Here is a 24,445-nt window from a genome sequence, read left to right as displayed (position 1 = left end):
AGTGGATCTTCGGTCGTGCATGCACGACGACCAGCGGTCTTTGGCTCCGTACAGGTTACGGGATGGGCGCGGCCGTTGGCAAATCGGCCGGCGCGAGCGGCAGCGTGACGGTGAAGACGGTGCTGCCGGGCTCGCTCGCCACCGTCACCTCTCCCCCGTGCGCCTGCACAACGGCCTGCACGATGGCGAGGCCGAGCCCGGTGGATCCGGTGGCCCGGTTGCGCGAGCTGTCGCCGCGGGCGAACCTCTCGAACAGCGTCGCCTGCAGCTCCTCCGGGATGCCGGGGCCGTTGTCCGCGACCGTGACCACCGCACGGTCGCCCTCGGCCCGCAGGCCGGCCGTCACCTTCGTGCCCTCCGGCGTGTGGACGCGCGCGTTCGCGAGGAGGTTCATCAGCACCTGGTGCAGGCGCGGAGCGTCCCCGACCACCTCCACCGGCTCCTCCGGCAGGTCGAGCACCCACTCGTGGCCGGGTCCCGCCGCGTGCGCGTCGCTGAGCGCATCCACGAGAAGCAGCGTGAGGTCGACCGGATCGCGGTCGAGCTCACGGCCCTCATCGAGGCGCGCGAGGAGCAGGAGGTCTTCGACGAGCGAGGTCATCCGGGTCGCCTCGGACTCGATGCGCCCGAGCGAGCGCGTGACGTCCGGCGGCAGCTCGTGCGGCGCGCGGCGGGTCAGCTCGGCGTAGCCGCGGATGGACGCGAGCGGCGTCCGCAACTCGTGGCTGGCGTCCGCGACGAACTGGCGCACCTTCTGCTCGCTCGCCTGTCGGGCCGTGAGCGCGGACGCGACGTGGCCGAGCATCCGGTTGAACGCCGATCCCACCCGGCCGACCTCCGTGTGCTCGTCCGTGTCGGTCTCGGGAACGCGCACGGACAGCGCGACGTCGCCGCGGTCGAGCGGCAGCTTCGAGACCTGCTCGGCGGTCCCGGCGACGCGCTCCAGGGGCCGCATCGCCAGGCGCACGATGACGTTCGCGATGAGGAAGGCGAAGATGAGGCCGGCGAGCGTCACCAGGACGATGACCAGCGTGAGCTGGGACACCGTCGCGTTGACCTCGCTGAGCGGCAGGCCGATGATGACGCTGTCGCCGTTGGTGAGCTCGACGGCTGCGACGCGGTACGCGCCCAGGGTCGAACCGAGATCGATCGTGCGCGGGCGCCCGTCCGACGGGAGGGACAGGAGGGCCGTGGTCGAGATGGGCACCTGCTGCGGCGCGACGGGCTGATCCGGGGAGCCTCCGGTGGGCCGCTCGGACAGGATGACGGGGTACTTCAGCATGTCGCCGCTGCGGACCACGCCGAACGTGCCGGTCTGCTGGCCGGGCGTCTGCACGATGCCGATCACGTCCGGCCCGGTCGGCTGGTCGCCGTAGATCCGGTCGGCGGCGTGCTGCCCGCGCTCGAGCGCGGAGGTGAGCTGCCCGTCCAGCCGCTGCATCAGGTAGTTCTGCAGAGCGAAGACGCTGACCGTCCCGATCACGGCGCCGAGCACCGCGAGCATCGCCACGACGACGAGCACCACGCGGCTGCGCAGCGTCCAGGAGCGGAACGGACGGAGGCGCGGGCGCCGTCGGCCCGCACCACCGGTCGGGGCGCCCGCCACGCGGGCCGAGGTCATTGGGCGGCCTTCACCATGTACCCGGCGCCGCGGACGGTGTGGATCATGGGCGCGCGCCCGGCGTCGATCTTCTTGCGCAGGTAGGAGATGTACAGCTCGACCACGCTGGAGGAGCCGCCGAAGTCGTAGCTCCACACGCGGTCGAGGATCTGCGCCTTGCTGAGCACGCGGCGCGGGTTCCGCATGAGGAAGCGCAGGAGCTCGAACTCGGTGGCGGTGAGCTGGATGGGCTCGCCGTCGCGGTGCACCTCGTAGCTGTCCTCGTCGAGCACGAGGTCGCCGACGATGAGCACCGGGTCGTCCTGGTCGGCGACCGCGGCGCGCGAGCGGCGCAGCAGCCCGCGCAGGCGGGCGACCAGTTCCTCCAGGCTGAACGGCTTCGTGACGTAGTCGTCGCCGCCGGCGGTGAGGCCTGCGATCCGGTCGTCCAGCGAGTCCTTCGCCGTGAGGAACAGCACGGGCGCCTCGTTGCCGTCGGCACGCATCCGGGACAGCACCTGCAGCCCGTCGATGTCCGGGAGCATGATGTCGAGCACCACGACGTCGGGCTTGAACTCGCGCGAGAGCTGCAGCGCCTGCTGCCCGTTCGACGCCGTCTTGACGTCCCAGTCCTCATAGTGGAGCGCCATCGCGAGCAGGTCGGTCAGGGTCGACTCATCGTCCACGACGAGCACCCGGATGGAGCTGCCATCCGCGCGGCGCAGAACGGTACGGGGCTGGCTGGAGGGGCCGGAGGCGGCGCGCGTGTTGATGGTCACCTTTCTCATTATGAGGAGGCGATTGGATGCTGACTTTGCGGAACCTATGAACTGTCTGAGCGATTCGGATCAGCGCAGAGCCAGCTCCGTCTCCTCCGCGATGCGGGTCAGCTTGGCGGGGTTGCGGACGATGTAGATCTCGGTGATGAGGCCGTCCTTCACCTGAACCGACACCACCGCGTCGAGCTCGCCGTCGACCGAGAGCGCGAGCGCCGGCGCGCCGTTGACGACGACGGTCTCCGCCGTGACCAGCCCGGGCGCTTTGCCCATGGCGCCGCCGGTGAACCGGGTCACCTTCTCGGCGCCGATGATCGGCCGCAGCGCTGCCTGCTTGACCCCTCCACCATCGCTGAGGAGGACGACGTCGGGAGCCAGGACATCGAGCATGGCCTGCGGATCGCCGGTCATCACGGCGACCCGGAACGTGTCGAGGGCGGCCCGCATCTCGCCGGGTGAGACGGTCACCCGCGGACGCCGCGCCTCGACGTGGGCCCGCGCCCGGTGCGCGATCTGGCGCACCGCGGCCGGGGACTTGTCCACCGCGCGGGCGATCTCGTCGAACTCGAACCCGAACACCTCGCGCAGCACGAACACCGCCCGCTCGGTCGGCCCCAGCGTCTCGAGCACGACCATGAGCGCCATCGAAACGCTCTCGGCGAGCTCGGCGTCCTCCGAGACGTCCGGAGCCGTGAGCAACGGCTCCGGCAGCCACGGCCCGACGTACGTCTCGCGCCGACGTTGGGCGCTGCGGAGCCGGTTGAGCGCGAGCCGGGTCGTGATCCGCACGAGGTAGGGACGCGCATCCCGCACCTCGGCCAGGTCGACCGCCGACCAGCGCAGCCAGGTCTCCTGGAGCACGTCTTCTGCGTCCGCCGCCGAGCCCAGCAGCTCGTAGGCGACGGTGAAGAGGAGGTTCCGGACGGCCACGAAGGCCTCCGTCGCCTCATCGGCCGGCCGCTCGGTCATCCCCGTCCCCCGCTCGCGACCGGCTGGGCGGCCGCGGATGACAGACTACGACGCCGGGCGGGGTCGCCGAAGGCTGCAGGCAGGCGGGTCGCCCCGGGCCGCCGAGCCTCCAGCCGAAGCGAGAAGACCGTGCCGCGGCAGATCAGCTCCTTGATGCGCGCGCCGGACCGCCCCGCGACCGAGACCCGGGTCGCCGTGTCGTCGCGGTGCGCGAACTGCACGACGCCCTGCCGACGACCGAGGCTCAGGCAGAGGCCGACGAAGCCCATGGTGAAGGGCTTCGGCTGCTCGCCGCGCATCCAGGCCAGGAGGGTGTCGGCCGCTCCCCCGCCGAGCGGCTCGGCCGCCTGGCAGCTCATCCGGAGCGGGACGCCGGACGGCGCCGCAGCGTCGCCCGCGGCGACGATGCGCTCGTCGTCGACGCTGGTGAGCGTTTCGTCGGTGAGCAGCCGGCCATCGGCGTCGGTGCTGAGCCCGCTGTCGCGCGCGAGGGCGGGAAGGGAGAAGCCGGTCGTCCAGACGGTGATCGCGCTCGGGACGACGCGGCCGTCGGCGAGCGTCACCGCGTCCTGCTCGACCGCGACCACGCGCGAGCCCGGGCCGTCCTCGACGGTCACGCCCAGCGCGTCCAGGCCGCGGGCGACGGACCGTCGGCCCCGAGAGTGCAGCGACGGCCCGAGCTCGCCGCCGCAGACCAGCGTCACCGGATGTCCGCTCTCGGCCAGCTCGGCCGCGGTCTCGATGCCGGCGGGCCCACCGCCGACCACCGTGACCGCCGCGTGGGGCCCCACCGCGGCGAGCGCCGCCTTCAGACGCTCGGCGTGGGCGAGCTCGGCGACCGGGAGCGCGTGCTCGGCCGCCCCGGGCACCGAGGAGACGGGGCTGCCGCTTCCCACGGCGTACACCAGGTAGTCGTAGGCGAGCGCATCGCCGGACGCGAGCTCCACCCGGCGTTCCGACGCGTCGATCCGCGTGACGGTGTCGATGACGAGACGCACCGATGGCGCCAGGAGGTCGTCGTACTCCATGACCGCGTCGTCGGATCCGGCGGCCAGCTGGTGCAGCCGGATGCGCTCCACGAAGACGCGACGTGCGTTGACCAGTGTGACCTCGACGGCGTCTCCACCGGCCACCCGGTTGGCCGCCGTGACCCCGGCGTAGCCTCCGCCGACGACCAGCACCCGTGTCCGCTCCTGCATGATGTCCTCCTTGTCGGTGAGCTTCCGAACATGGAGACACCGCGGGGGTCCTGAGTGTGACATCAGCTCCCCGTCGACGCACACGGCGGATCCATAGGTTCGCCATAGCGGCCCGAAAACGCCGGTCCTTAACCTCCCGCAAGTAGTCATCCGTCCCCGAGAGTTTGGAAGCCGATGTTCGGGACCTATCTGCGGCGCGAGTTGAGCGGCCGCCGCAAGCAGACGATCATCATCGCGATCGGCATGGCCCTCGCGATCGCCCTCGTCATCATCGTCAACGCCGTCTCCGCCGGCGTCCGGCAGGCGCAGGAGAGCGTCCTGCAGTCCGTCTACGGTGTCGGCACCGACATCACCGTCAGCCAGCCGGCGACCGCGCAGAACGCGACGGCGCAGCAGGGCCAGGGCGGCGTACCGCGGTTCGACTTCGGCGCGAACGCCGGAACGGACACCGGCACCGGCCGCAGCGTCAACACGTCCCGCCTCGAGCCGACGCGCGGGGCCACCGTGATGGACGCATCCACGCTGACGACGGTGAAGAAGGTGGACAACGTCGCCTCGGCCGCCGCCGTGCTGTCGCTCACCAACACCAGCTTCAGCGGCACCCTCCCGAACTTCCAGCAGCTGCGGCAGGAGCGCGAGAGCGGCCAGGCGGCCGCGGCCACCGCTCCCCCGACCGGCGGCGCCGACGGCGCGGGCGGCAGCTCGTTCACGGTCGACTCGTTCTCGGTGCTGGGCCTCGACCCGGCCGGCAAGTCGGTCGGACCGCTCGCCTCCGTGACCCTCACCGGCGGCCGCAGCTTCACCTCGGCCGATCAGGGCAAGGACGTCGTGGTGCTCGACGCGAGCTACGCCAAGACCGCGAGCAAGGCGGTCGGCGACACCATCACGATCGGCGGCACCGACTTCTCGGTGATCGGCATCGTCGCGGCGACCGGCTCGGACGCGACCACGGCCGCGAACGCCTACATCCCGCTGGATGTGGCGCAGACGCTCTCCGGTCAGACCGGCAAGATCTCGTCGGTGTACGTCAAGGCCGCGTCGTCCGGCGACATCGGCCAGATCAAGACCGACCTGACCAAGGCCGTCTCCGGCGCGACGGTCAGCACGCAGGCGGACCTCGCCTCGACGGTCTCCGGCTCCCTCGGCAGCGCCGGGGAGCTCATCGCCAACCTCGGCACCTGGCTGTCGGTCATCGTGCTGGCGGCGGCGTTCCTCATCGCCATCCTCTTCACCATCTCCGGTGTCACCCGCCGCACCCGCGAATTCGGCACCCTGAAGGCGATCGGCTGGTCCAACGGCCGCATCGTCGGACAGGTCGCGGGCGAGTCGGTGGTCCAGGGTGTCATCGGCGGCGTGATCGGCGTCGCGGTCGGGCTCCTGGGGGTGCTCGTCGTGAACCTGATCTCGCCCACCCTGACCGGCAGCGTCAGTCATGGCTTCGCTGACGCTGCCGGTCGTACCGGGACGGGTGGCGCGGGTGCGACCACCGGCGAGGGCGCGAACCGCTTCGCCGGCGGCGGGTTCTCAGGTGGCGGTGCCTTCGGTGCCGCACGCGAGGCCGCGACCACGTCCGCGAACATCGCACTGCACGCCCCGGTCACGCTGTGGATCGTCGTCGGCGCGGTCGCGCTCGCGGTGCTCGGCGGCCTCCTCGCCGGCGCGATCGGCGGATGGCGGGCTTCGCGCCTGCGCCCCGCTGCGGCCCTCCGTTCGGTCGCCTGAGCCGGCCCGATCCCTTCGACCCCAAGGAGTCACGATGTACACCCTCACCGACGTCACAAAGAAGTACAGCCAGTCCAAGCGCCAGGTCGTCGCCCTCAACGACGTCAGCCTGACCATCCCCGACGGGCAGCTTGTCGCCATCCAGGGCCCGACCGGCGGCGGCAAGTCCACGCTGCTGCAGATGCTCGGCGCGCTCGACCGTCCCACCTCCGGATCGGTGGAGCTCGGCGCGGACAGCCTCTCGAAGCAGCGCGACGGGAGGCTCGCGAAGATCCGCGCCAAGGAGATCGGCTTCGTCTTCCAGGGCTTCAACCTCATCCCGACCCTGACCGCGCAGGAGAACGTGGAGACCGCGCTCGCGCCCCTCGGTGTGAGCGCCGCCGAGCGCAAGCGCCGGGCGGCCGAGGCGCTGGCCTCGGTCGGGCTGGCCGACCGCGGCAACCACCTCCCGTCGGAGCTCTCCGGCGGCCAGCAGCAGCGCGTCGCGATCGCTCGCGCCCTGGTGAAGAACCCGGAGGTGCTGCTCGCCGACGAGCCGACCGGCAACCTGGACGAGGAGACCCGCGACGAGATCATGGACCTCCTGGAGGGCCTATGGCGCGACCGCGGACTCACGGTCGTGATCGTCACCCACGACACCGCGGTCGCCAAACGCGCTCAGCGCCGCCTCCACATCAAGCACGGCCAGGTGACCGAGGTCGCCTAGCCGGGGACGACGACCATCCCCTGGGCTTCGGCCAGGACGACGGCCTGGCGGGCGTCGATGATGGTGCCGCGGAGGATGACGTCCGCGGGGTCGACGCCGGTCAGGTCGCTGCCGGCGAGGGTCGCACCGCTGAGGTCGGCGCCGGTGAGGAGCGCCGCACTCAGGTCGCATCCCTCGAATCGGGCCTCCTGGGCGTGCGCCTGCGTGAGGTCGGCCTCGCGCAGCCGCACCCCCTCGAAGGATGCGCCGCGCAGCTCCGCCCGGAGCAGTCCGGCGAACGACCAGTTGCCGCCTTCGACCTTCAGCAGCGCGAACTCGCAATTGCGGAAGGTGCTGCCGGTCAGCTTGCAGCGGCGGAAGGTCGCGTCGAAGAAGTTGCACGACTCGAAGCGGCAGTTCACGAACGCGGTGTCGCTGTGCTCGCTGACATTGAAGCGGACCCGGCGGAACACGCAGTCGGTGAAGGTCGCCCCCGAACTGCGCAGCTCGGTCATGTCCACGTCGTCGAAGACCACGCCCTCATACTCGACGCCGTCGAGGTCGCGTCCGTACCAGTCCTCACCCGCGATGCCGTCCGTGCCGCTCGTCACGAGCCGAGCCTAGTCGCCCAGCCACGGCCCGATCGGGTTGCCGTCCTCGTCCATGAGGTCGATCAGACGGTACGTCGCACCGCGCGGCCAGTCGGTGTCGTCATCGAGCACGAAGATCTCCCAGACCTCCCGGCCGTCGAACAGCGCGCGGGCGCGGAGGGCAGCAGGGGCGGTGCCGTGATCGGCGCTCGCCGAGACGACGGTGTCCGGCTCCCCCGGTCTCACCAGGACCGCGCGGAAGCCGAGCCCGTGCGCGGTGGTCGCGCTCCTGCCCATGCGGGACACCCTACGACCGGCCCGTCACCGGGAAAAGACAGGCAGACCGATGTCGGTGGCCGGGAGTAGCGTTCCTCTCGGAGAAGGGGGATGCGATGACGACTCTCGAAGAACGGCCCGCGACGGCTCTGCTGGTGATCGACGTGCAGAACGGAGTGGTGGGCGGCGCCCACCGCCGTGACGAGGTGGTGGCCAACATCTCGGGCCTGGTCGACAGGGCGCGCGAACAGGATGTGCCGGTGGTGTGGATCCAGCACTCCGACGCCGAGAACATGCCGATCGGCAGCGACGGCTGGCAGTTCGTGCCCGAGCTGACGCAGGCGGAGGCCGAGGCCGTCGTCCACAAGACCTACGCCGACTCCTTCGAGGACACCGACCTGGAGTCGGTGCTCGCCGACGCGCGGGTCGGCCGGCTGGTGGTGGCGGGCGCGCAGACCGACGAGTGCATCCGCTCGACCATCCACGGCGGCCTGGTGCGCGGCTACGACGTCACGCTCGTCGGCGACTCGCACACCACCGAAGACCTCTCGGAGTGGGGCGCGCCGACGCCCGACCTCGTGATCGCCCACACCAACCTGTACTGGGCGAACCACCGGGCGCCCGGACGCACGGCGGAGGTCGTGGACGCAGCGGACGTCGACTTCGGCTGACGCGCATCCGCGGCCGCCCGATACGCTCGGATCATGGCCCACGATCTCGCGAACTTCCTCGGCGACGTGGGCCCGATCGTGTTCTATCTGGCGGTCTGGGGCCTCGTCTTCGCCGGCACGGCCTTGTTCGTCGGCGTCGTCATCCCGTTCATCACCGGTGACTCGCTGCTGTTCGGCGCGGGCATCCTGACCGGGACGCATCCCGAGCTGTCCATCTGGGTGCTCGCCATCGGCGTCGGCATCGCCGCGGTGCTCGGCGACCAGGTCGGGTTCTGGCTCGGCCGCCGCTTGGGCCGGCCGTACCTCGCGGCGCGCGGCGGCCGGTGGGTGCAGGCGGGGGTGCGCCGGGCGGAGCGCTTCTACGAGCTCTTCGGCTGGTGGTCGGTGGTCATCAGCCGGTACATCCCGTGGGGACGCGTGTTCATCCCGCCGATCGCCGGCATCAGTGCGATGAAGTACTGGCGGTTCTTCACGGCGAACGTCGTCGGCGCCCTGAGCTGGGGCGTGCTCATCACCGTGATCGGCTACTTCGCCGCGGTGAACCCGAGCGTGCGTCCCGTCGCGTACATCGTCGCCGGGGTCGTCATCCTGGCGTCGATCGTCGCGGGGGCGCGGGCGTGGGTGCTGGACCGGCGGTCGCGGCGGCAGCAGCCGAGCGACGAGCGAGAGCCGCGGCCGCTTCCCTGAACTCGGGCGGGCCGACAATCTCGAACGCTGCGTCGAAGCGGGCGAGCGACGCGACCAGGCCCATCCAGGACCAGGAACCGGCGATCACGCGGCAGGACACGTCCCCCACCGGTTCGACGATGGCGTCGGGCAGCCAGAGGGCCGCCTCCGCCGCCGGCACCCGCAGGATCGCTACGCCGGTGCGCGGCCAGCCGTCGCCGTCCGAGCCGCGGAACTTTGCGTCCACGAAGCGGACGGCGTCGCCGTTCGGGATGGGGCGCTCCCGGAACGGGCCACCGCCCGGGATGCGCGGGCGCAGGCGGTCGAGGCGGAAGATGCGCCAGTTGTCGCGGTCGAGCTCCCAGGCGACGAGGTACCAGCGGCCGTCGCGGGCGACGAGGCCGTGCGGCTCCGCCCGCCGGGCGGGACCGTCGGCGTCGGCGTAGTCGAATCGCAGCACCCTCCGCTCGCGGACGGCGTCGCTGACGGTCGTCAGCACCTCCGGCGCGACCGGCTCCTGCGGGAGCGAGGGCCGGTCGAAGCGCAGGCCGTCGATGCGGTGGCGCAGCCGCGACGGCATGACCTGCCGCACGGTGGCCAGGGCGCGTGCCGCGGCTTCCTCGATGGCCGCGCCGGACGCACCGGCGTTCTGCAGGGCGACCGCGACCGCGACGGCTTGCTCCTCGTCGAAGAGCAGGGGAGGGAGCTCGGAGCCTGCGCCGAGCCGGTAGCCGCCGGCGGGCCCCTTCAGCGCCTCGATCCGGTAGCCGAGTTCGCGGAGCCGTTCGACGTCGCGGCGCACGGTGCGGGTGGTGACCTCCAGCCGATCGGCGAGCTCCGCACCCGGCCAATCGCGGCGCGCCTGCAGCAGCGACAGCATCTCGAGCATCCGAGACGAGGTGGTGGTCATGCTCTGATTCTCGCGCGAGTAGAGGACCGATTGCGTCCTCTTCTGCTGTGAGGCTGGCGGAGCCGGGAAGGACCCGGCACAGAGAGGACATCATGACCATCGAGACCAGCACCCACCTCAACTTCACAGACGGCCGCGCTCGTGAGGCGCTCGACTTCTACGCCGCCGCGTTCGACGGCACCGCGACGGTGACCACCTACGCGCAGCTCGGGATGCCCGCCGATGCCCCGGACGCGACCCGCGTCGTCTTCGGCCGCGTCGACTCCCCGGCGGGCCTGCGCCTCATGGCGTACGACGTTCCGGGTGCCGAGGGGTCGGTGGCGAGCGGGACCACGCGGCGCGAGAACGGTGCGACCGTGACCGATCAGCCGTTCTTCGTCTCCGTCCGCGGGTCGAGCCTGGCCGAGGTCCGCGGCTACTGGGACCGGCTGGCCGAGGGCGCGACCGTCGTCGAGCCGCTGGCGGCCTCAGCCTGGTCGGCCGGCTTCGGGATGCTGACCGACCACTTCGGGGTGACGTGGGTGCTCGACGTCGCCTGATCTCCGGCGCGGGTGAGCGTCAGTCCTGGTTGCTGAACGCCGCGTCGAACGACGCCGTCGGCTGCTTCCAGAGCAGCGAGCGGATGTAGCCCACCGCCTCCTTCGCGCCGTGGAGGCGGTCCATGCCGGCGTCCTCCCACTCGATCGAGATCGGGCCGGTGTAGCCGATGGACTCGAGCGCGCGGAAGGCGTCCTCCCACGGCACATCGCCGTGGCCGGTGGACACGAAGTCCCAGCCGCGGCGCGGCTCACCCCAGGGCAGGTGGGAGCCGAGCACGCCGGCGCGACCGTTCTTCGGGCGGAGGCGCGTGTCCTTGCAGTCGACGTGGTAGATCCGGTCCTGGAAGTCGACGATGAACCCGACCGGGTCGATGTCCTGCCACATCATGTGCGACGGGTCCCAGTTGAACCCGAAGGCCTCGCGGTGGTCGATCGCCTCGAGGGTGCGGACGCTGGTCCAGTAGTCGTACGCGATCTCGGACGGGTGCACCTCGTGCGCGAACCGCACCCCTTCGCCGTCGAACACGTCGAGGATCGGGTTCCAGCGGTCGGCGAAGTCCTGGTAGCCGGCGTCGATGACCGACGCGGGCACCGGCGGGAACTGGGCCACGTACGGCCAGATGCTCGACCCGGTGAAGCCGACAACAGTGTCCACCCCGAGCTTGCGGGCGACCTTCGCCGTGAGCTTGAGCTCTTCGGCCGCGCGCTGACGCACGCCCTCGGGGTCGCCGTCGCCCCAGACCTTCGAGCCGACGATCGCCTGGTGGCGGAAGTCGATCGGGTCGTCGCAGACCGCCTGACCCTTGAGGTGATTGGAGATGGCCCAGACCTTCAAGCCGTACCGGTCGAGGAGGTCGAGCCGGCCCTGCAGGTAATCGTCGTCCTCCGCCGCGCGCCAGACATCCAGGTGCTCGCCCGAGCAGGCGATCTCGAGTCCGTCGTAGCCCCACTCGGAGGCGTACTTCGCGACCTCCTCGAGGGTGAGGTCGGCCCACTGGCCGGTGAACAGGGTGACCGGGTGCGTGCGACCCGAGGTGCTGTCCGTTGCGGGGGCGTCTGTCATGAATCCGTTCCCATCTCGATCCAGGTGCCCGACTCGGCGGAGTCGATCACCGCGTCCGTGATCCGCACGGCCCGCAGGCCGTCGGTGAAGCGTGGCAGCCCCTCCGGGCTCTCGCCCGCGACCGCCGAGTAGCTGTCGGCGACGAAGGCGTTGAAGGCGTCCTGGTAGCCCTGCGGATGACCGGAGGGCACGAACGACAACCGCGCAGCGTCGGCGCTCAGCTGGTCCGCGTCGCGCGGGATGATCAGGCTGCCCTTGCGGCGGCCGACCCACAGCGTCTCGGGCTGCTCCTGGTCGAACGCGACGCTCTCCTCGCTGCCGGCGATCTCGAGCCACAGCCGGTTCTTACGGCCGGGAGCGACCTGCGAGACCAGCAGCGTGCCGAGCGCGCCCGAGCGCATCTCGACGACGACCGCCACCGCGTCCTCTGTGGTGATGTTCGCGTGCGAGGCGCGCTCGGCGAACACCGTGCGCTTCGTGGCGGACACCCGGCTCACCCGGTCGCCGCTCACGAACTCCACGAGGTCGACCAGGTGGGAGCCGATGTCGGCGAAGGCGCGGGATCGGCCGCCCTTGTCGGAGTCGACCCGCCAGTTGTCGTCGCCCGCGCCGAGCAGCCAGTCCTGGAGGTAGGACGCGTTGATGCTAAGCACCCGGCCGGCCTGTCCCGAGGCGAAACGCGCCCGGGCCTCCCGCACCAGCGGGTGGAACCGGTAGACGAACGGAACCGTCGCCGTCCGCCCTTCGGCCGCCGCGACCAGTGCCTCGGCGTCGGCGACCGTCGTCGCCAGCGGCTTCTCGCAGATGACGTCCTTGCCGGACGCCAGCACCGCCGACGCCTGCTCGGCGTGGAGCGCATTGGGCGTGGTCACGTGCACGACGTCGATCGAGTCGTCCGCCAGCAGCTCGTCGAGCGAGCCGTAGGCGCGCGCGATGCCCAGGCGTTCCGCCGCGGCCGCCGAGCGCTCCGGCGACGAGGACGTGATTCCGGCGAGCTCGGCGCGCGCCGCCCGGGCCGCCCGCGAGTGCACCTCGGCCATGAAGCCGCCACCCACGATCGCCACGCGGAGGCGTGCCCCTGCCGCGCTCTCCTCGCGCCGCGTCAGTCCACCGCTGGTCGCGGCGACGTTCGGATCCGTTCCGTCCGTCATCTCCCCGCCTTACGCCAGGGTCGCCGCACGCGGGTCCCAGTCCTCCGGGAGTGCCGGCGCGACCTCGACCGTGCTCTGGACTTCGACGGGCGTGCGGGACTCCCCCGCCTCGATCGTCGAGACCATGATGTCGAGCACGTGGTACGCCTGCTCGCCTGACGCGCGCTCCGGCACGCCCGCGCGGATGGCGCGGGCCAGCTCCACGACGCCGATTCCACGCGTGAGCTTGGTGCCGGTCGACGGGTACGTCTCGATGCCGTCCGCGCCGTGCACGATGAGCTCGCCCTCGAAGGTGTTCGGATCGGGCACGACGAGAGTGCCGTCGAGTCCGGCGACCTCGAACTGGGTACGGCCGAGCTTCGAGTCGAAGCTGAAGACCGACTGCGCCGTCTGGCCGCTCTCGAACTCGTAGAGCGCGCTGACGTGCGTCGGCACGGTGACGGCGAACGACTCGCCGGCGCGGGGCCCGGAGCCGATGACCCGGGACTCGCGGGCCTTCGAGGCGGTCGCGCTCACGCGGGCGACCGGACCGAACAGCTGCACCAGCGCGGTGAGGTAGTACGGGCCGATGTCGAACAGCGGACCGGCGCCCTCCTGGAACAGGAAGTCGGGATTCGGGTGCCACGACTCCGGGCCGGGGCTCTGGAGCAGCGTGAGCGCGGTGAGCGGCGCGCCGATGTCGCCGTTCTCGACCAGGCGACGCGCCGACTGGATGCCGGATCCGAGGAAGGTGTCCGGGGCGGTGGCGACGCGCAGGCCCGCCGCGTGCCCCGCCTCGAGCAGTTCGCGGCCGCTCGCGCGGTCGAGGGCGAACGGCTTCTCGCTCCAGACGTTCTTGCCGGCGGCGAGCGCCTGGAGCGCCACCTCGACGTGCACCTTGGGGATGGTCAGGTTGACGACGATCTCGATGGCGTCGTCGGCGAGCAGTTCTTCCACCGTGCCCGATCCGGGAACGCCGTACTTCTCCGCTTGCGCCCGTGCCCGCTCGACGTCGATGTCGGCGACGAACCGCACATCGAGGTCGGGGAAGCTGGTGAGATTCCCGAGGTATTCGTTGCTGATGACCCCGGCGCCGATGACGCCGACTCCGACCGCGCCGCCGCTCATGCGAGGCCCTTGGAGGAGAGGAAGGCGAAGCTGTCGGCCACGGCCTGGAAGCGGTCCCCGCGCGAGTCGTCGAGCTCGATGACGCGCAGCGCGTTCGGCGCCGCCGCGATGATCTGCTCGATGGGGAGCGACCCCTGGCCGACCGCGACCTGGTCCTTGTTGTCGTGGGTGCCGGGGCCGTCCTTGATGTGGAGGGCGACGACGCGGTCGCCGAGCTTGGGCAGGTAGGCGACGGGGTCGACGCCGCCGACGGCGACCCAGTAGGTGTCGACCTCGAGCACGACCTCGGGCGCAAGGCGCCCGGCGAAGAACTCGAGCGCCGTGACGCCCTCGATCGTGCTGGAGATCTCGTGGTCGTGGTTGTGGTACCCGACGCGGATCCCGTGGCGGGCGGCCACCTCGGCCGCCGCGTTGAGCTGGTCGGCGGTCTGTGCCACGTCCTCGGCGGTCTGCCACTTCTCGGGCGCGACGAACGGGTCGATGACCGTCTGGATGCCGAGCTCCTTGGCGGCGCCGAAGACCTCGTCGAGGTCGCCGCTGAGGAAGCCCTGGTGGGTGGTGGGGGCGCTGAGGCCGGCCTCGCTGAGGCCCTGGCGGAGCGCGTCGCCGAAGCTGAGGAAGGCGAACGGCTCGACCTGGGTGAACCCGATGTCGGCGATCCGCTTGAGGGTTCCGACCGTGTCCTCGGTCAGGAGTTCGCGGACCGTGTAGAGCTGCACGGAGACTGGGGACGTCGACACTGTTCTCCTCGTCGAGTTCGTTGCGGGGTGGACGCGCTCGAAAGGGCGCGGACTCCATTCAAGCGGGACTTCTGCCGGGTGTCAATCAAAAGTCGACTGATGAATGCATATCTTTGGGCCGTGCGACGACACTGTGGTTCAATACCGTCATGACCGACAGCGCGCGCGATTCTGCGCTCGTCGCCGCAGACGCCGCCGAGTTGCTGACGATCCTGCGCGACGGCATCCCGCGGACGCGCGCGCAGCTGGCCGAGCTGACGGGCATGGCGCGCTCGACCATCGCATCCCGCATCGACCTCCTCACGTCGGCCGGCCTGGTCGTCCCGGCCGGCGACGACCCCTCCTCGGGAGGGCGGCCACCCGCGCGCATCCGCTTCCACGCGGAGTCGCGCGTCGTCCTCGCGATCGACCTCGGCGCCACGCACGGCGTCGTCGCGCTCGCGGATCTGTCCGGAAACATCATGGCGAACCGGTCCGAGCGCCTGTCGATCGCCGACGGACCGGAGGACATCCTGGACTGGGTGCTCGAAGTCGCCTGCGAGCTGTACACCGCCTCCGGCCGTCGCCCGGAAGAGCTCATCGGCGTGGGCGTCGGCGTCCCCGGACCGGTGGAGCATTCGACCGGCCTTCCCGTGAACCCGCCGATCATGCCCGGCTGGGACCGGTTCGACATCCCGCGCTATATCCGGCGGGTGTTCGACGTGCCGGTCCTCGTCGACAACGACGTGAACCTGCTGGCGCTCGGCGAGCAGACGCTGATGTGGCCCGAGGAGACCGACCTGCTGTTCGTCAAGGTGGCGACCGGAGTCGGCGCAGGGATCATCAGCGGCGGGCGGCTGCAGCGCGGGGCGCTCGGCTCGGCCGGAGACCTCGGGCACGTCCGCGTCCCGTTCGGCACCGACACCCCTCGCCACGGCGAGCAGGATGCCGACCTGGAGGCTCTGGTCAGCGGCCCGGCGATCGCGCGGACGCTGACCGAGCTCGGCTTCCCCGCGTCCACCAGCGACGACGTGGTCGAGCTCGCCCGCACGGGCAATCCCCGGGTGCTCGAAGCGATCCGCCAGGCGGGCCGCGACCTGGGCGCTGTGGTCGCCACCTGCGTCAATCTCCTCAATCCGTCGGTGATCGTCGTCGGCGGCAGCCTCTCCCGGGTCGGCGAACAGCTCCTCGCCGGGATGCGGGAGGTCGTCTACCAGCGTTCCACGCCCCTGGCGACGCAGCACCTGACCATCACCCAGTCCCGCTCCGGAGAGACCGGCGGTGTCATCGGCGCAGCCGTCATGGTCGTGCAGCGGGCGCTCGACCCCGGCGCCGGGACACCGCGTTCCCTCTTCCGCTGACCCGCCTCCCTTGTGCACCCTCCCGCCCCTGACCATCATCGAATCGATTCGAACCCCGAAAGGAGCTCCATGAGCACGAACAGCACCTCCCCCGGTCGCCCCCTGCGCGCCGGCGTCGTCGGCCTCGGTTGGGCCGGCCAGCAGCACATGGCCGCCTACGACGCGCTGCCCGGTGTCGAGCTGGTGGCCATCGCCGGCATGGAGGACGGCCCGCGTGCCGAGCTCGGCGAGAAATACGGCCTCACCCGGCTGCACCGTGATTGGCAGGACCTGGTCGCCGAGGGTGACCTCGACATCGTCAGCGTCGCCGTCCCCACCTTCCTGCACGCGCCGATCGCCGTCGGGGCCCTCGACGCCGGCCTGCACGTGCTCAGCGAGAAGCCGATCGCGCGCACGGCCGCCGAGGCCCAGACGATGGTGGATGCCGCCCACCGCGCCGGCCGCGTCCTCGAGGTCGCCTTCAACCATCGCCGTCGCGGCGACATCGAAGCGCTCAAGGCCGCGGTGGACGCCGGTCAGATCGGTCGTCCGTACCACGCGCGCGCGATCTGGCTGCGCCGGGCGGGCATCCCGGCCCTCGGCAGCTGGTTCACGAACCGCGAGATGGCGGGCGGCGGCCCGCTGATCGACATCGGCGTGCACGTGCTCGACTACGCGCTCCACCTCTTCGGCGAGCCCCAGGTGGCGGCCGTGTCGGCCGTGACGCATTCCGAGCTCGGCGTCCGCGGCCGGGGCGGAGCCACCGCCTCCAAGCAGCACGTCGGCTCGGAGTACGAGGTGGAAGACCTCGCCAGCCTCCTGCTGCGACTGGAGAGCGGCGGGTCGATCGTGATCGAGACCAGCTGGGCGGCATACCGCCCGGCCGGCGACGAGTTCGGCATCACCCTGTACGGCACCGAGGGCGGCGCCGACCTGCGGGTCGTCGACTACGCCCCCTCCGGCGAGCTGACCATCTTCACGGGCGACGGAGAGCAGAGCGAGGACATCTCGGTCACCGCCGACCCCGGCCGCGGCCACCTGGCGGTGGTCGAGACCTTCCTCGAGCACGTCGCCGACGAGAGCGCGTGGTCAGACTGGGACGGCCGCCTCGCGCTGGAGCGCGCCCGCATCATCGACGCCGCCTACGAATCCGCACGCATCGGCGCCGAGGTCCGCCTCGCGCCCGCCACCGAAGGAGCATGACCATGACCCTGCGCGTCACCGTCTGGAACGAGGGCGTCCATGAGGCGACCCAGCCCGAGATCGCCGCCATCTATCCGCACGGGATCCACGGCGCTATCGCCGAGGGCCTGACGGCACTGCTCGGCGACGAGGTCTCCGTGCGCACGGCCACCCTCGACGACCCGGAGCACGGCCTGAGCGAGCAAGCCCTCGCCGCCACCGACGTCCTGCTGTGGTGGGGTCACATCGCGCACGATCGGGTCTCCGACGAGGTCGTCGAGCGGGTGCGGCAGCACGTCCTCAGCGGGATGGGGCTGATCGTCCTGCACTCGGGTCACTTCTCGAAGATCTTCATCCGGATGCTCGGCACGACCTGCTCGCTGCGCTGGCGCAACCCGGAGGGCGGCGAGCGCGAGCTCGTGTGGAACGTGAACCCGACCCATCCCATCGCCGCGGGCGTCGAGCAGCCGATCGTGATCGACGCGCAGGAGATGTACGGCGAGTTCTTCGACATCCCGACGCCCGACGATCTCGTGTTCATCAGCTCGTTCACCGGAGGGGAGGTGTTCCGCTCCGGCGTGACGTTCACGCGCGGACGCGGCAAGATCTTCTACTTCAGCCCCGGCGACCAGGAGTACCCCGTGTATTTCCACCCGCAGGTGCGCCGGGTGCTCGCCAACGGCGTGCGCTGGGCGGCGCCCGCGGAGGGCGCGCGCCGGGCCCCCGAGGTCTCCAACCCGCAGCCCGTCTGACCCGACCGTCCGATCCCACCCGGAGGAACCGTGACCGACCTGCTCGCCGCCCTGCCCGAACCCCGCCATCCCGACCCGCGCGACGCCCCCGCCCTGCGGTGGGGCGTGCTCGGCCCGGGCGGGATCGCGGCCGACTTCACCGACGCCCTGCACCGGCACACCGGGCAGCGCGTCGTCGCCGCGGGGTCGCGCTCCGCCGAGCGCTCGGCCGCCTTCGCGGCGGCGCACGGCGTCGAGCGGTCGTACGGCTCCTACGAGGCCCTGGTCGGCGACCCCGACGTGGATGTGGTCTACGTCGCCACCCCGCACAGCGAACACCTCGCGCACGCCCTGCTCGCCATCGCGGCCGGCAAGCACGTCCTCATCGAGAAGCCGATGGCCGTGACCGCCGACCAGGCCCGCCGGATCGTGGCGGCGGCTCGGGACGCGGGCGTCTTCGCCATGGAGGCGATGTGGACGCGGTACCTGCCGCAGACCGACATCGCCCGCCAGCTCCTCGAGCAGGGCGCGCTCGGCGACGTGCGCGTCGTGACCGCCGACTTCGGCGGCCGCGTCCCCTACGACCCGAGCAGCCGGCTGTGGGATCCGGCCCTCGCCGGCGGCGCCCTGCTCGACCTCGGCGTCTACACGGTCTCGTGGGCCTCCTTCGCGCTCGGCGCCCCCGCGGGCATCATCGCGACCGGCACGCTCGCCCCGAGCGGTGTGGACGACCAGGTCGCCCTGGTCCTGTCCTCCGCCTCCGGCGGGCAGGCGCTGCTCAGCACGAGCCTGCTCGCGGGGACACCCTCCCTCGCCACCATCACCGGCACCGAGGGGCGCATCGAGACCGACAGCCCGTTCTGGGGCCCGAGCGGGCTGAAGGTCTTCCGACCGGACGGCACGCTCGCGGCGCACTGGCGCGACCCCTACGGGCGCCCGCACCGCGACGGGATGTCGTATGAGGCGGCCGCACTCGCCCGCTACGTGGCCGAGGGCCGCACCGAGTCGCCGCTGCATCCGCTCGCCGAGGCCGTCGACACGCTGGCGACCATCGACGAGGCACGGAGGCAGGTCGGCGCGACGCGCGTGGAGTGACGGCGAGCGTCGGCCGGACGAGGCACAATGGACAGGTGCCAGACTCCGCTCCGTACCGTTCGGCCGACCTCTACCGGCCGGGCGTCCTCGCGGATCTGAGCCCGGCCCGGCCGGCGCCCGCACCCGTCGTCCCGGCCGACCCCGGAGCCACCGGCCATCTGGCGCGCGTCGTCGCCCGGTCCTCCGATCGCGTGGGGTGGCTGCGTGCCCGCAGCCGCGGCATCACAGCGACGGACGTCGCCAAGCTGTCCTCGCCGCGGGCGGTGCGCGCCGCGATGTACGACAAGCTGCACGGCAGCGGCTTCAGCGGCAATGTCTTCACCCAGCACGGCCGCTCACGCGAGCCCGAGATCGCCGCCTGGGTGGCCGCCACGCACGGCATCCAGCCGTCGGACCTGCTATTCCACGCCGAGCGCGACCGCCGTCATCTCGCGACGCCGGACGGCCTCGCCGTCCGGAGCGGCGAGCGGATCGAGCTGTGCGAGATCAAGACCACGAACAAGCCGCTCCGCAGCATCCCGCGCCACTACCTCCGCCAGATCTGGTGGCAGCAGTACGTCCTCGGCGCCGAGCGCACGCTGTTCGTCTGGGAGCAGCACGACGGTTTCGTGCCGCTGCGCGACGAGCCGGAGTGCCGGTGGGTCGACCGCGACGACGCGGAGATCGACAAGCTGGTCGCGCTCGCCGCCGACCTGATCGAGCTGCTGCGTCAGGCGACGTCCGCGCCGGCCCCGCGCGTGAGCACGACGCCCGCCCCGCCGGAGACCGCCCCGGACCCGGAGCCCACGCTGTTCTCGGTGACGGCGACCGGGATGCGCGTCAGCGCCACCGCGTAGACCGCGATCCAGCCGACCGCGACGGTCGTCCCGATCAGCTCCAGCCACGCGCCCACGTCCGCGCCGACGCGCACGATCGCGAGCAGGCCGCCGACGATCGTGATGACCGCGACCGCGGCGCAGCTCATCCGCGACATCCAGGACACGCGCGGCAGCCGGCGGCTGAAGCCCACCTGCAGCATCGCGTAGCACGCCGCCGCGAACCCGATCACGGCGGACACGGTGTGGATGAGGTCTTGCGGCGTCGACCGCGGGTCGATGAGCGGCACCGGGCAGTTGGCCGAGCAGGTGATCTGGGACGCGAGCACGAAGCACAGCGCCGCGAACCCGAGCGTCACCGCCGGCGCCCACCGGTCGAGCCAGCGCGCCGACGAGCGGATGTGACCGCTCGCGACCGCGATCGCGAAACCGCCGGCGGCGATGAGCAGCAGCGCCACCGCGAACGGCCCGGCAGTGGGTGCGCCGTGAGCGCCCAGCTCGCTCACGTACACGGGGTACGGCACGGTCAGCCGTGCGGCCCAGATGATGGCCAGCCCGCCCAGCACGCACAGCGTCCCGATCCCGAGCAGGATGGGGACGGCGCGCTGCCAGCCGCGCGCCAGCACGGGGACGGCGAAGGGCTCGCGGGCGATCCGCAGCAGTCGTCGCACGGGTTGCTCCTCGGGTCGAGCCGGCGTTTCCCCCGGGTCTTCGGGCAGGCGGAACCGGGTCGCAGCATCCTAACGGCCGCGCCCCTGGGAACGTCCTGGGGGTATCCGAAACAGATTGTTCACATGTGGTGACCCGAACGTAACACCCCCGACCCACGAGCAGGATTGACTGGCGGAACCGACCGGGGAACGGATCTCGACGAGGGGATGACTGATGCCGAAGACGATGCGGGCCGCGCTCCTGGATGACGCGGGCGGGCCGGACGCCCTCCGGCTCGGCGAGACGGCCTTCCCGGACCGGGTCAACGCCGAGTTCCTGGTCAAGGTCGTCGCCGCGAGCGTCAACCCGATCGACGCGAAGACGCGCGCCGGGCGCGGGGTGTTCGGCGCCATCCACTCCTTCCCCGCCGTGCTCGGGCACGACTTCAGCGGTGTCGTGGTGGAGTCGCCGTACAGCGCGCATCCCATCCGCCCCGGCGACGAGGTGTTCGGGATGGTGCCCGTTCCGCGCTCCGGGGGCAGCTACGCCGAGTACGTGTCGGTGCCCGCGCTCAGCGTGGTCAAGAAGCCCGCCACGCTGTCCCACATCGAAGCTGCCGCCGTGCCGCTGGCGGCGCTCACCGCCTGGGGGATGGTCGTCGAGGTCGCGAAGGCCCACGAGGGTCAGCGGATGCTCATCCACGCGGGCAGCGGCGGGGTCGGGCACTTCGCGGTGCAGTTCGCGTCGTACTTCGGCGCGCACGTGATCGCGACCGCGTCCGGCTCGAAGGCGTCGTGGCTGCGGTCGCTGGGCGCCGCCGAGGTCATCGACTACCGCACCACGCGATTCGAGGACGTCGTGCATGACGCGGATGTCGTGATCGACCTCGTCGGGAATGTCCACGACGACACCGGGACGCGCTCGCTCGCGGCGCTGCGCCCGGGCGGCCTCATCGTCAACGCCCCGACCGGCAGCTGGCCCGGCTTCGCGGAGGATGCGGCCAACGCGGGCGTGCGCGGCACCGACTACAAGGTGGCACCGGACGGCAACACCCTCGCGGTCATCGCGCGCCTGCTCGAGGCGGGCAACGTCCGCGTCCACGTCGACGAGATCTTCCCGCTCGACCGGATCGCCGAAGCCCACACCGCCATCGAGGGCGGCCACACCCGCGGCAAGATCGCGGTGAAGATCGCCGAGGGCTAGAGCGCCCGCTCCATCACGAAGTCGTCCTCGTAGCGGTCGCCCACGAGGAAGCGCTTGGTGCCGACGCGCTCGAAGCCGTGCTTGCCGTAGAAGCGCTGGGCCCGAGCGTTCTCCTGGTTGACGCCGAGCCACATCCCCTCGGCACCGGCGGCCACGGCCGCATCCAGGCTCTCCGCCATCAGACCGGACGCGACGCCCTCGCCGTGGTGGCCGGGCAGCACGTAGCACTTGCTGAGCTCGGCGGTCGGGCGCAGGCGGAGGGCGCCACGCACGTCCTCGTCCGCCGGCTCCCCCAGGTTGACCATCGTGTAGCCGACCGCGGAGCCGTCGCCGTCCTCGGCGATCAGGAGGCGTCGCCCGTCGTCGGCCAGGTACTCGGCGAACCGCGCCTCCGACAGCACCGCCCCGATGAACGACGCCTTCGCCTCCTCCGTCGTGTGCGGCGGGCAGGCGAGCGGGAAGGTCGCGGCGGCGACGGCGGCGAGGGCCGCTTCGTCGCCCGCTGCGGCTGGGCGGATGGTGACGGTCACATCCCTCAGCCTAGCCAGCCGCCGCACAGCGGACCGGCCGCCTCCGCGAGGAAGACGGCCGGTCCGGGATGGCGGGATGCGGCTAGTGCCGACCCTGGGCGACCCAGCCGAGCAGGTCGAGCGAGACGCCGCCGAGGCCGGTGACGTCGTCGTATCCCTTCGCCGTCTTCAGCGAGCTGTCGAGGTCGAGCGACACGAGGTAGCTGTTCCCGCTGGTGGCGCTGGTGTAGGCGAGAGCCTGCTGCTTCGGCTGCGGCACCACGTCGCGGTACGCGTTCGGCAGGATGCGCTTCACGCCGTACAGCGTCGGGTTCGCGAACCCGATGGTGGCCCGGGTGGCCTGCTGGACGATCGCGATCTGCGCGGCCACGATGGGCGAGGCCAGCGACGTTCCGCCGTAGGTCTCGTTCTCGTAGTCGCCGGTCGTCAGCGTGGAGTCGTCCACGATCGGGCTGATCCCGATCAGGAAGCCGGTGTACGGGTCGGCCAGGGCCGCCACGTCCGGCGAGACGCGCTTGCCGTTCGCGAGAGCCGCCGGGACGATGCCCCGCTGGTAGTCGGGCTGAGCGAAGACCGCGCTGACACCACCCCCGGCGCCGCCGCCGTAGTAGCTGCCGGGCAGCGGAGCCGTGTAGCTCAGCGTGCCGTCCGACGCCTTCTGCACCTTGTCGAGGATGTTGCCCCAGCCGGTCTCCCACGCGATCTTGCCGTTCTTGTCGATCGCCGTGCTGGTGCCGCCGACCGAGGTGACCCACGGCGAGGACGCCGGGAAGTCCGGGGAGGCGTAGCCCAGATTGATGGTCTCGTCGCCGTTGTCGCCGCTCGAGAAGTACAGGCCGATGCCCTCGCCCGCAGCCTGGAGCTGCAGGTTCACCTCGCCCTGGATCACGTCCGCCGGGACGGCCTCGCCCACGTTGCCGTAGCTGTTGCTGACGATGTTCGCGAGCTTGTTGTCGAGGATCTTCGACATGGCGATGTCCAGGCCGCCGGAGCAGTCCGTGCCGCCGACGTACAGGATGCGCGCACCCGGAGCGATGGCGTGGACCGACTCGACGTCGAGCGTCTGCTCGCCCTGCCATCCGCTCGGCTGCTGGCAGAGGTCCTGATCGGTGAACTGGGTGGGGCTCGGGACGAGCTGCTGGTAGCTGGAGTTCGTCAGGCCCGGCTCGCCGTTCTGCTGCGAGTAGGTGTTGACATCCTTCAGGATGCTCGGGCTGGCGTACGCGTCGATGATGGCGACGGTCTGGCCGGTGCCGTTGACCCCCTTGGCGCCCAGGGCGTCGAGGCCGTAGGCGGTGCGCAGCTGCTTGGGCGTGTAACCGCAGATGTTGGTGTTGAACTGCGTCTGCCCGTACGCGGCCGGCATGGTCGCGGTGTGCTCGCCGATGTAGTGCGAGCACGGAGCGTTGACGACGGGCGTCGCCGCCGCCTTCCGCTGCGCGAACGGCGCGGCGGTGGTGCCGAGGTCGCCCTGCTTGATCGAGTCGGGGCGGGTCGTCGTGCGCGACTGCTCCACGCTGATCGCCGACACCTTGTTCGCCAGGGCGGCCGGGACCGACGGGGCCGAGGCCGGCGCGATCAGCTGCTTGCCCTGGTGCTTGAAGGTGTGGAGCGAGGTGCCGAAGACGGAGCCGAGCTGCGCGGGCGTGCCGCGGAAGACGACGTACTGCCGGCTGTCCGGGACGCCCTGGATGGTCAGGCCGGCCGCCTTGATGAAGTTGACCACGGCGTCGAAGTCCGGCTTCGTCGGAGAGAACCGATTGATCCACTGCTGGGGAGAGAGCGCCTTGCGGTACCCGCGGTCGAGCGGGTTGGAGACGGCCTTGGCGAGCGCTTCGGCGCCCTTCTGGTCGCGGAGGGGCAGGTAGATCTCACCCTGCACCGTGGTGTCCGCCGCGGCCGCGCCCGTGTCGTTCGCGGCGGTGGCCCATGCGGGGACGGAGCCGGCGTAGGTCACCCGGTCGGCTGCGCCGGCCGCGGATGCTCCCGCCAATGACAAAGCCACCACGGCGGACGTGGTGGCGATGATCCCGAGAGCCCTCTTGTGGAGGGATCGGGTGGTGCGAAGTGCCATGAATGTCATCCTTCGTATCGGGACCGGCTCTGCTGTGAGCCGCCGCGCGACGCGCGACAGGAGCGACCCTAAACCCGCCCGTTCTACCGCCACAAGAGGGGGTAGACAGTTCTGTTGCGATGGTTGAGCTGAGTAAACCTTCAACATCGGGCAAATATCCTGACGAGACCCCGAAAACGCC

The 24,445-nt window shown here is 71.4% G+C and carries 24 protein-coding genes and 1 pseudogene; 11 read left to right on the top strand and 14 right to left on the bottom strand.

The features are described from left to right. Nucleotides 1–55 precede the first annotated feature (55 nt). The 4 genes from AB0P25_RS11210 to AB0P25_RS11195 are packed head-to-tail and all read right to left on the bottom strand — an operon-like array spanning nucleotide 56 to nucleotide 4,544. Entirely contained in the window at nucleotides 56–1,621 is a 1,566-nt protein-coding gene (locus AB0P25_RS11210) for a HAMP domain-containing sensor histidine kinase (RefSeq protein WP_363807365.1), read from the bottom strand. After that, nucleotides 1,618–2,388: a response regulator transcription factor gene (locus AB0P25_RS11205; protein WP_363807363.1), complete on the bottom strand. Its 771-nt coding sequence runs from the start codon at nucleotides 2,386–2,388 to the stop codon at nucleotides 1,618–1,620. Before AB0P25_RS11205 ends, AB0P25_RS11210 begins: the two co-directional genes overlap by 4 nt. Nucleotides 2,389–2,448: 60 nt before the next feature. Then, nucleotides 2,449–3,345, bottom strand: coding sequence for an RNA polymerase sigma-70 factor (locus tag AB0P25_RS11200; RefSeq protein ID WP_363807362.1), 897 nt, complete (start codon nucleotides 3,343–3,345; stop codon nucleotides 2,449–2,451). After that, entirely contained in the window at nucleotides 3,342–4,544 is a 1,203-nt protein-coding gene (locus AB0P25_RS11195; protein WP_363807360.1) for an FAD-dependent oxidoreductase, read from the bottom strand. The genes AB0P25_RS11200 and AB0P25_RS11195 overlap by 4 nt, the downstream gene beginning before the upstream one ends. Nucleotides 4,545–4,718: 174 nt before the next feature. Here AB0P25_RS11195 and AB0P25_RS11190 point away from each other — a divergent pair, with 174 nt between their 5' ends. Together AB0P25_RS11190 and AB0P25_RS11185 are read left to right on the top strand one after the other, a co-directional pair. Further along, a complete protein-coding gene (locus AB0P25_RS11190; RefSeq protein WP_363807359.1) occupies nucleotides 4,719–6,266 on the top strand; it encodes an ABC transporter permease in 1,548 nt (515 codons plus the stop codon). Between the two features lie 34 nt (nucleotides 6,267–6,300). After that, nucleotides 6,301–6,972: an ABC transporter ATP-binding protein gene (locus AB0P25_RS11185; protein ID WP_363807358.1), complete on the top strand. Its 672-nt coding sequence runs from the start codon at nucleotides 6,301–6,303 to the stop codon at nucleotides 6,970–6,972. Here the strand turns inward: AB0P25_RS11185 and AB0P25_RS11180 are convergent. Next, complete coding sequence (locus tag AB0P25_RS11180) at nucleotides 6,969–7,562, bottom strand: pentapeptide repeat-containing protein (protein WP_363807357.1); 594 nt, start codon at nucleotides 7,560–7,562, stop codon at nucleotides 6,969–6,971. The genes AB0P25_RS11185 and AB0P25_RS11180 overlap by 4 nt on opposite strands. Nucleotides 7,563–7,571: 9 nt before the next feature. Continuing rightward, nucleotides 7,572–7,838: a hypothetical protein gene (locus AB0P25_RS11175; RefSeq protein ID WP_363807356.1), complete on the bottom strand. Its 267-nt coding sequence runs from the start codon at nucleotides 7,836–7,838 to the stop codon at nucleotides 7,572–7,574. A gap of 95 nt (nucleotides 7,839–7,933) precedes the next feature. Between AB0P25_RS11175 and AB0P25_RS11170 the strand changes: the two genes are divergently transcribed. Both AB0P25_RS11170 and AB0P25_RS11165 read left to right on the top strand, forming a co-directional pair. Beyond that, a complete protein-coding gene (locus tag AB0P25_RS11170) occupies nucleotides 7,934–8,488 on the top strand; it encodes an isochorismatase family protein (protein ID WP_363807355.1) in 555 nt (184 codons plus the stop codon). A 33-nt stretch (nucleotides 8,489–8,521) separates the two neighbouring features. Continuing rightward, entirely contained in the window at nucleotides 8,522–9,175 is a 654-nt protein-coding gene (locus AB0P25_RS11165) for a DedA family protein (RefSeq protein WP_363807354.1), read from the top strand. On the opposite strand, the gene AB0P25_RS11160 is transcribed toward AB0P25_RS11165, so the two are convergent. After that, nucleotides 9,072–10,064 (bottom strand): WYL domain-containing protein, encoded by a 993-nt coding sequence (locus AB0P25_RS11160; protein WP_363807353.1) that lies wholly within the window; start codon nucleotides 10,062–10,064, stop codon nucleotides 9,072–9,074. The two genes, AB0P25_RS11165 and AB0P25_RS11160, sit on opposite strands and share 104 nt — an antisense overlap. A gap of 92 nt (nucleotides 10,065–10,156) precedes the next feature. On the opposite strand from AB0P25_RS11160, the gene AB0P25_RS11155 reads away from it, so the two are divergent. After that, the gene (locus tag AB0P25_RS11155; protein WP_363807352.1) at nucleotides 10,157–10,603 is read left to right on the top strand and encodes a VOC family protein; all 447 of its coding nucleotides are present in this window, start codon (nucleotides 10,157–10,159) and stop codon (nucleotides 10,601–10,603) included. A gap of 19 nt (nucleotides 10,604–10,622) precedes the next feature. On the opposite strand, the gene AB0P25_RS11150 is transcribed toward AB0P25_RS11155, so the two are convergent. Genes AB0P25_RS11150 through AB0P25_RS11135 form a run of 4 tightly spaced genes read right to left on the bottom strand, consistent with a single transcriptional unit; the run spans nucleotide 10,623 to nucleotide 14,643 of the window. Then, on the bottom strand, nucleotides 10,623–11,666 hold the full coding sequence (locus AB0P25_RS11150; protein WP_363807350.1) for a sugar phosphate isomerase/epimerase family protein: 1,044 nt from the start codon (nucleotides 11,664–11,666) through the stop codon (nucleotides 10,623–10,625). Further along, nucleotides 11,663–12,817 (bottom strand): Gfo/Idh/MocA family oxidoreductase, encoded by a 1,155-nt coding sequence (locus AB0P25_RS11145; protein ID WP_363807348.1) that lies wholly within the window; start codon nucleotides 12,815–12,817, stop codon nucleotides 11,663–11,665. The genes AB0P25_RS11150 and AB0P25_RS11145 overlap by 4 nt, the downstream gene beginning before the upstream one ends. A 9-nt stretch (nucleotides 12,818–12,826) precedes the next feature. After that, entirely contained in the window at nucleotides 12,827–13,924 is a 1,098-nt protein-coding gene (locus tag AB0P25_RS11140; protein ID WP_363807347.1) for a Gfo/Idh/MocA family oxidoreductase, read from the bottom strand. After that, nucleotides 13,921–14,643, bottom strand: a complete 723-nt coding sequence (locus AB0P25_RS11135) for a sugar phosphate isomerase/epimerase (protein ID WP_363808052.1) — start codon at nucleotides 14,641–14,643, stop codon at nucleotides 13,921–13,923. The genes AB0P25_RS11140 and AB0P25_RS11135 overlap by 4 nt, the downstream gene beginning before the upstream one ends. Nucleotides 14,644–14,813: 170 nt before the next feature. Between AB0P25_RS11135 and AB0P25_RS11130 the strand changes: the two genes are divergently transcribed. From AB0P25_RS11130 to AB0P25_RS11110, 5 genes are all read left to right on the top strand, one after another. Continuing rightward, nucleotides 14,814–16,004, top strand: a complete 1,191-nt coding sequence (locus AB0P25_RS11130; protein WP_363807346.1) for an ROK family transcriptional regulator — start codon at nucleotides 14,814–14,816, stop codon at nucleotides 16,002–16,004. 69 nt (nucleotides 16,005–16,073) lie between these two features. Further along, entirely contained in the window at nucleotides 16,074–17,186 is a 1,113-nt protein-coding gene (locus AB0P25_RS11125) for a Gfo/Idh/MocA family oxidoreductase (protein WP_363807344.1), read from the top strand. After that, a complete protein-coding gene (locus AB0P25_RS11120; RefSeq protein WP_363807343.1) occupies nucleotides 17,183–17,917 on the top strand; it encodes a ThuA domain-containing protein in 735 nt (244 codons plus the stop codon). The genes AB0P25_RS11125 and AB0P25_RS11120 overlap by 4 nt, the downstream gene beginning before the upstream one ends. 30 nt (nucleotides 17,918–17,947) lie before the next feature. After that, nucleotides 17,948–18,991 (top strand): Gfo/Idh/MocA family oxidoreductase, encoded by a 1,044-nt coding sequence (locus AB0P25_RS11115; RefSeq protein ID WP_363807342.1) that lies wholly within the window; start codon nucleotides 17,948–17,950, stop codon nucleotides 18,989–18,991. Beyond that, nucleotides 18,988–19,827 (top strand): YqaJ viral recombinase family protein, encoded by an 840-nt coding sequence (locus tag AB0P25_RS11110; RefSeq protein ID WP_363807341.1) that lies wholly within the window; start codon nucleotides 18,988–18,990, stop codon nucleotides 19,825–19,827. Before AB0P25_RS11115 ends, AB0P25_RS11110 begins: the two co-directional genes overlap by 4 nt. Before the next feature lie 50 nt (nucleotides 19,828–19,877). Here AB0P25_RS11110 and AB0P25_RS11105 read toward each other — a convergent pair. Continuing rightward, nucleotides 19,878–20,312: pseudogene (locus AB0P25_RS11105) on the bottom strand (DUF998 domain-containing protein); the annotation flags it as partial. A 379-nt stretch (nucleotides 20,313–20,691) separates the two neighbouring features. Between AB0P25_RS11105 and AB0P25_RS11100 the strand changes: the two are divergent. After that, entirely contained in the window at nucleotides 20,692–21,660 is a 969-nt protein-coding gene (locus AB0P25_RS11100) for an NADP-dependent oxidoreductase (RefSeq protein WP_363807340.1), read from the top strand. On the opposite strand, the gene AB0P25_RS11095 is transcribed toward AB0P25_RS11100, so the two are convergent. Both AB0P25_RS11095 and AB0P25_RS11090 read right to left on the bottom strand, forming a co-directional pair. Beyond that, nucleotides 21,657–22,190, bottom strand: a complete 534-nt coding sequence (locus tag AB0P25_RS11095; RefSeq protein ID WP_363807339.1) for a GNAT family N-acetyltransferase — start codon at nucleotides 22,188–22,190, stop codon at nucleotides 21,657–21,659. The genes AB0P25_RS11100 and AB0P25_RS11095 overlap by 4 nt on opposite strands. Before the next feature lie 82 nt (nucleotides 22,191–22,272). Beyond that, complete coding sequence (locus tag AB0P25_RS11090; protein WP_363807338.1) at nucleotides 22,273–24,264, bottom strand: S53 family peptidase; 1,992 nt, start codon at nucleotides 24,262–24,264, stop codon at nucleotides 22,273–22,275. Nucleotides 24,265–24,445: the final 181 nt, after the last annotated feature.

The sequence above is a fragment of the Leifsonia sp. NPDC077715 genome, from assembly GCF_040686855.1.
GTDB lineage: Bacteria > Actinomycetota > Actinomycetes > Actinomycetales > Microbacteriaceae > Leifsonia.
This window is presented reverse-complemented; position numbering and strand designations above follow the sequence as displayed.

What these genes read in the sequence shown, in the direction of transcription:
- AB0P25_RS11175 (WP_363807356.1), bottom strand. Translation starts at nt 7,838, where the DNA reads ATGGGCAGGAGCGCGACCACCGCGCACGGGCTCGGCTTCCGCGCGGTC.
- AB0P25_RS11165 (WP_363807354.1), top strand. Translation starts at nt 8,522, where the DNA reads ATGGCCCACGATCTCGCGAACTTCCTCGGCGACGTGGGCCCGATCGTG.
- AB0P25_RS11190 (WP_363807359.1), top strand. Translation starts at nt 4,719, where the DNA reads ATGTTCGGGACCTATCTGCGGCGCGAGTTGAGCGGCCGCCGCAAGCAG.
- AB0P25_RS11100 (WP_363807340.1), top strand. Translation starts at nt 20,692, where the DNA reads ATGCCGAAGACGATGCGGGCCGCGCTCCTGGATGACGCGGGCGGGCCG.
- AB0P25_RS11205 (WP_363807363.1), bottom strand. Translation starts at nt 2,388, where the DNA reads ATGAGAAAGGTGACCATCAACACGCGCGCCGCCTCCGGCCCCTCCAGC.
- AB0P25_RS11120 (WP_363807343.1), top strand. Translation starts at nt 17,183, where the DNA reads ATGACCATGACCCTGCGCGTCACCGTCTGGAACGAGGGCGTCCATGAG.
- AB0P25_RS11125 (WP_363807344.1), top strand. Translation starts at nt 16,074, where the DNA reads ATGAGCACGAACAGCACCTCCCCCGGTCGCCCCCTGCGCGCCGGCGTC.
- AB0P25_RS11210 (WP_363807365.1), bottom strand. Translation starts at nt 1,621, where the DNA reads ATGACCTCGGCCCGCGTGGCGGGCGCCCCGACCGGTGGTGCGGGCCGA.
- AB0P25_RS11090 (WP_363807338.1), bottom strand. Translation starts at nt 24,264, where the DNA reads ATGGCACTTCGCACCACCCGATCCCTCCACAAGAGGGCTCTCGGGATC.
- AB0P25_RS11195 (WP_363807360.1), bottom strand. Translation starts at nt 4,544, where the DNA reads ATGCAGGAGCGGACACGGGTGCTGGTCGTCGGCGGAGGCTACGCCGGG.
- AB0P25_RS11140 (WP_363807347.1), bottom strand. Translation starts at nt 13,924, where the DNA reads ATGAGCGGCGGCGCGGTCGGAGTCGGCGTCATCGGCGCCGGGGTCATC.
- AB0P25_RS11145 (WP_363807348.1), bottom strand. Translation starts at nt 12,817, where the DNA reads ATGACGGACGGAACGGATCCGAACGTCGCCGCGACCAGCGGTGGACTG.
- AB0P25_RS11170 (WP_363807355.1), top strand. Translation starts at nt 7,934, where the DNA reads ATGACGACTCTCGAAGAACGGCCCGCGACGGCTCTGCTGGTGATCGAC.
- AB0P25_RS11200 (WP_363807362.1), bottom strand. Translation starts at nt 3,345, where the DNA reads ATGACCGAGCGGCCGGCCGATGAGGCGACGGAGGCCTTCGTGGCCGTC.
- AB0P25_RS11160 (WP_363807353.1), bottom strand. Translation starts at nt 10,064, where the DNA reads ATGACCACCACCTCGTCTCGGATGCTCGAGATGCTGTCGCTGCTGCAG.
- AB0P25_RS11185 (WP_363807358.1), top strand. Translation starts at nt 6,301, where the DNA reads ATGTACACCCTCACCGACGTCACAAAGAAGTACAGCCAGTCCAAGCGC.
- AB0P25_RS11155 (WP_363807352.1), top strand. Translation starts at nt 10,157, where the DNA reads ATGACCATCGAGACCAGCACCCACCTCAACTTCACAGACGGCCGCGCT.
- AB0P25_RS11150 (WP_363807350.1), bottom strand. Translation starts at nt 11,666, where the DNA reads ATGACAGACGCCCCCGCAACGGACAGCACCTCGGGTCGCACGCACCCG.
- AB0P25_RS11130 (WP_363807346.1), top strand. Translation starts at nt 14,814, where the DNA reads ATGACCGACAGCGCGCGCGATTCTGCGCTCGTCGCCGCAGACGCCGCC.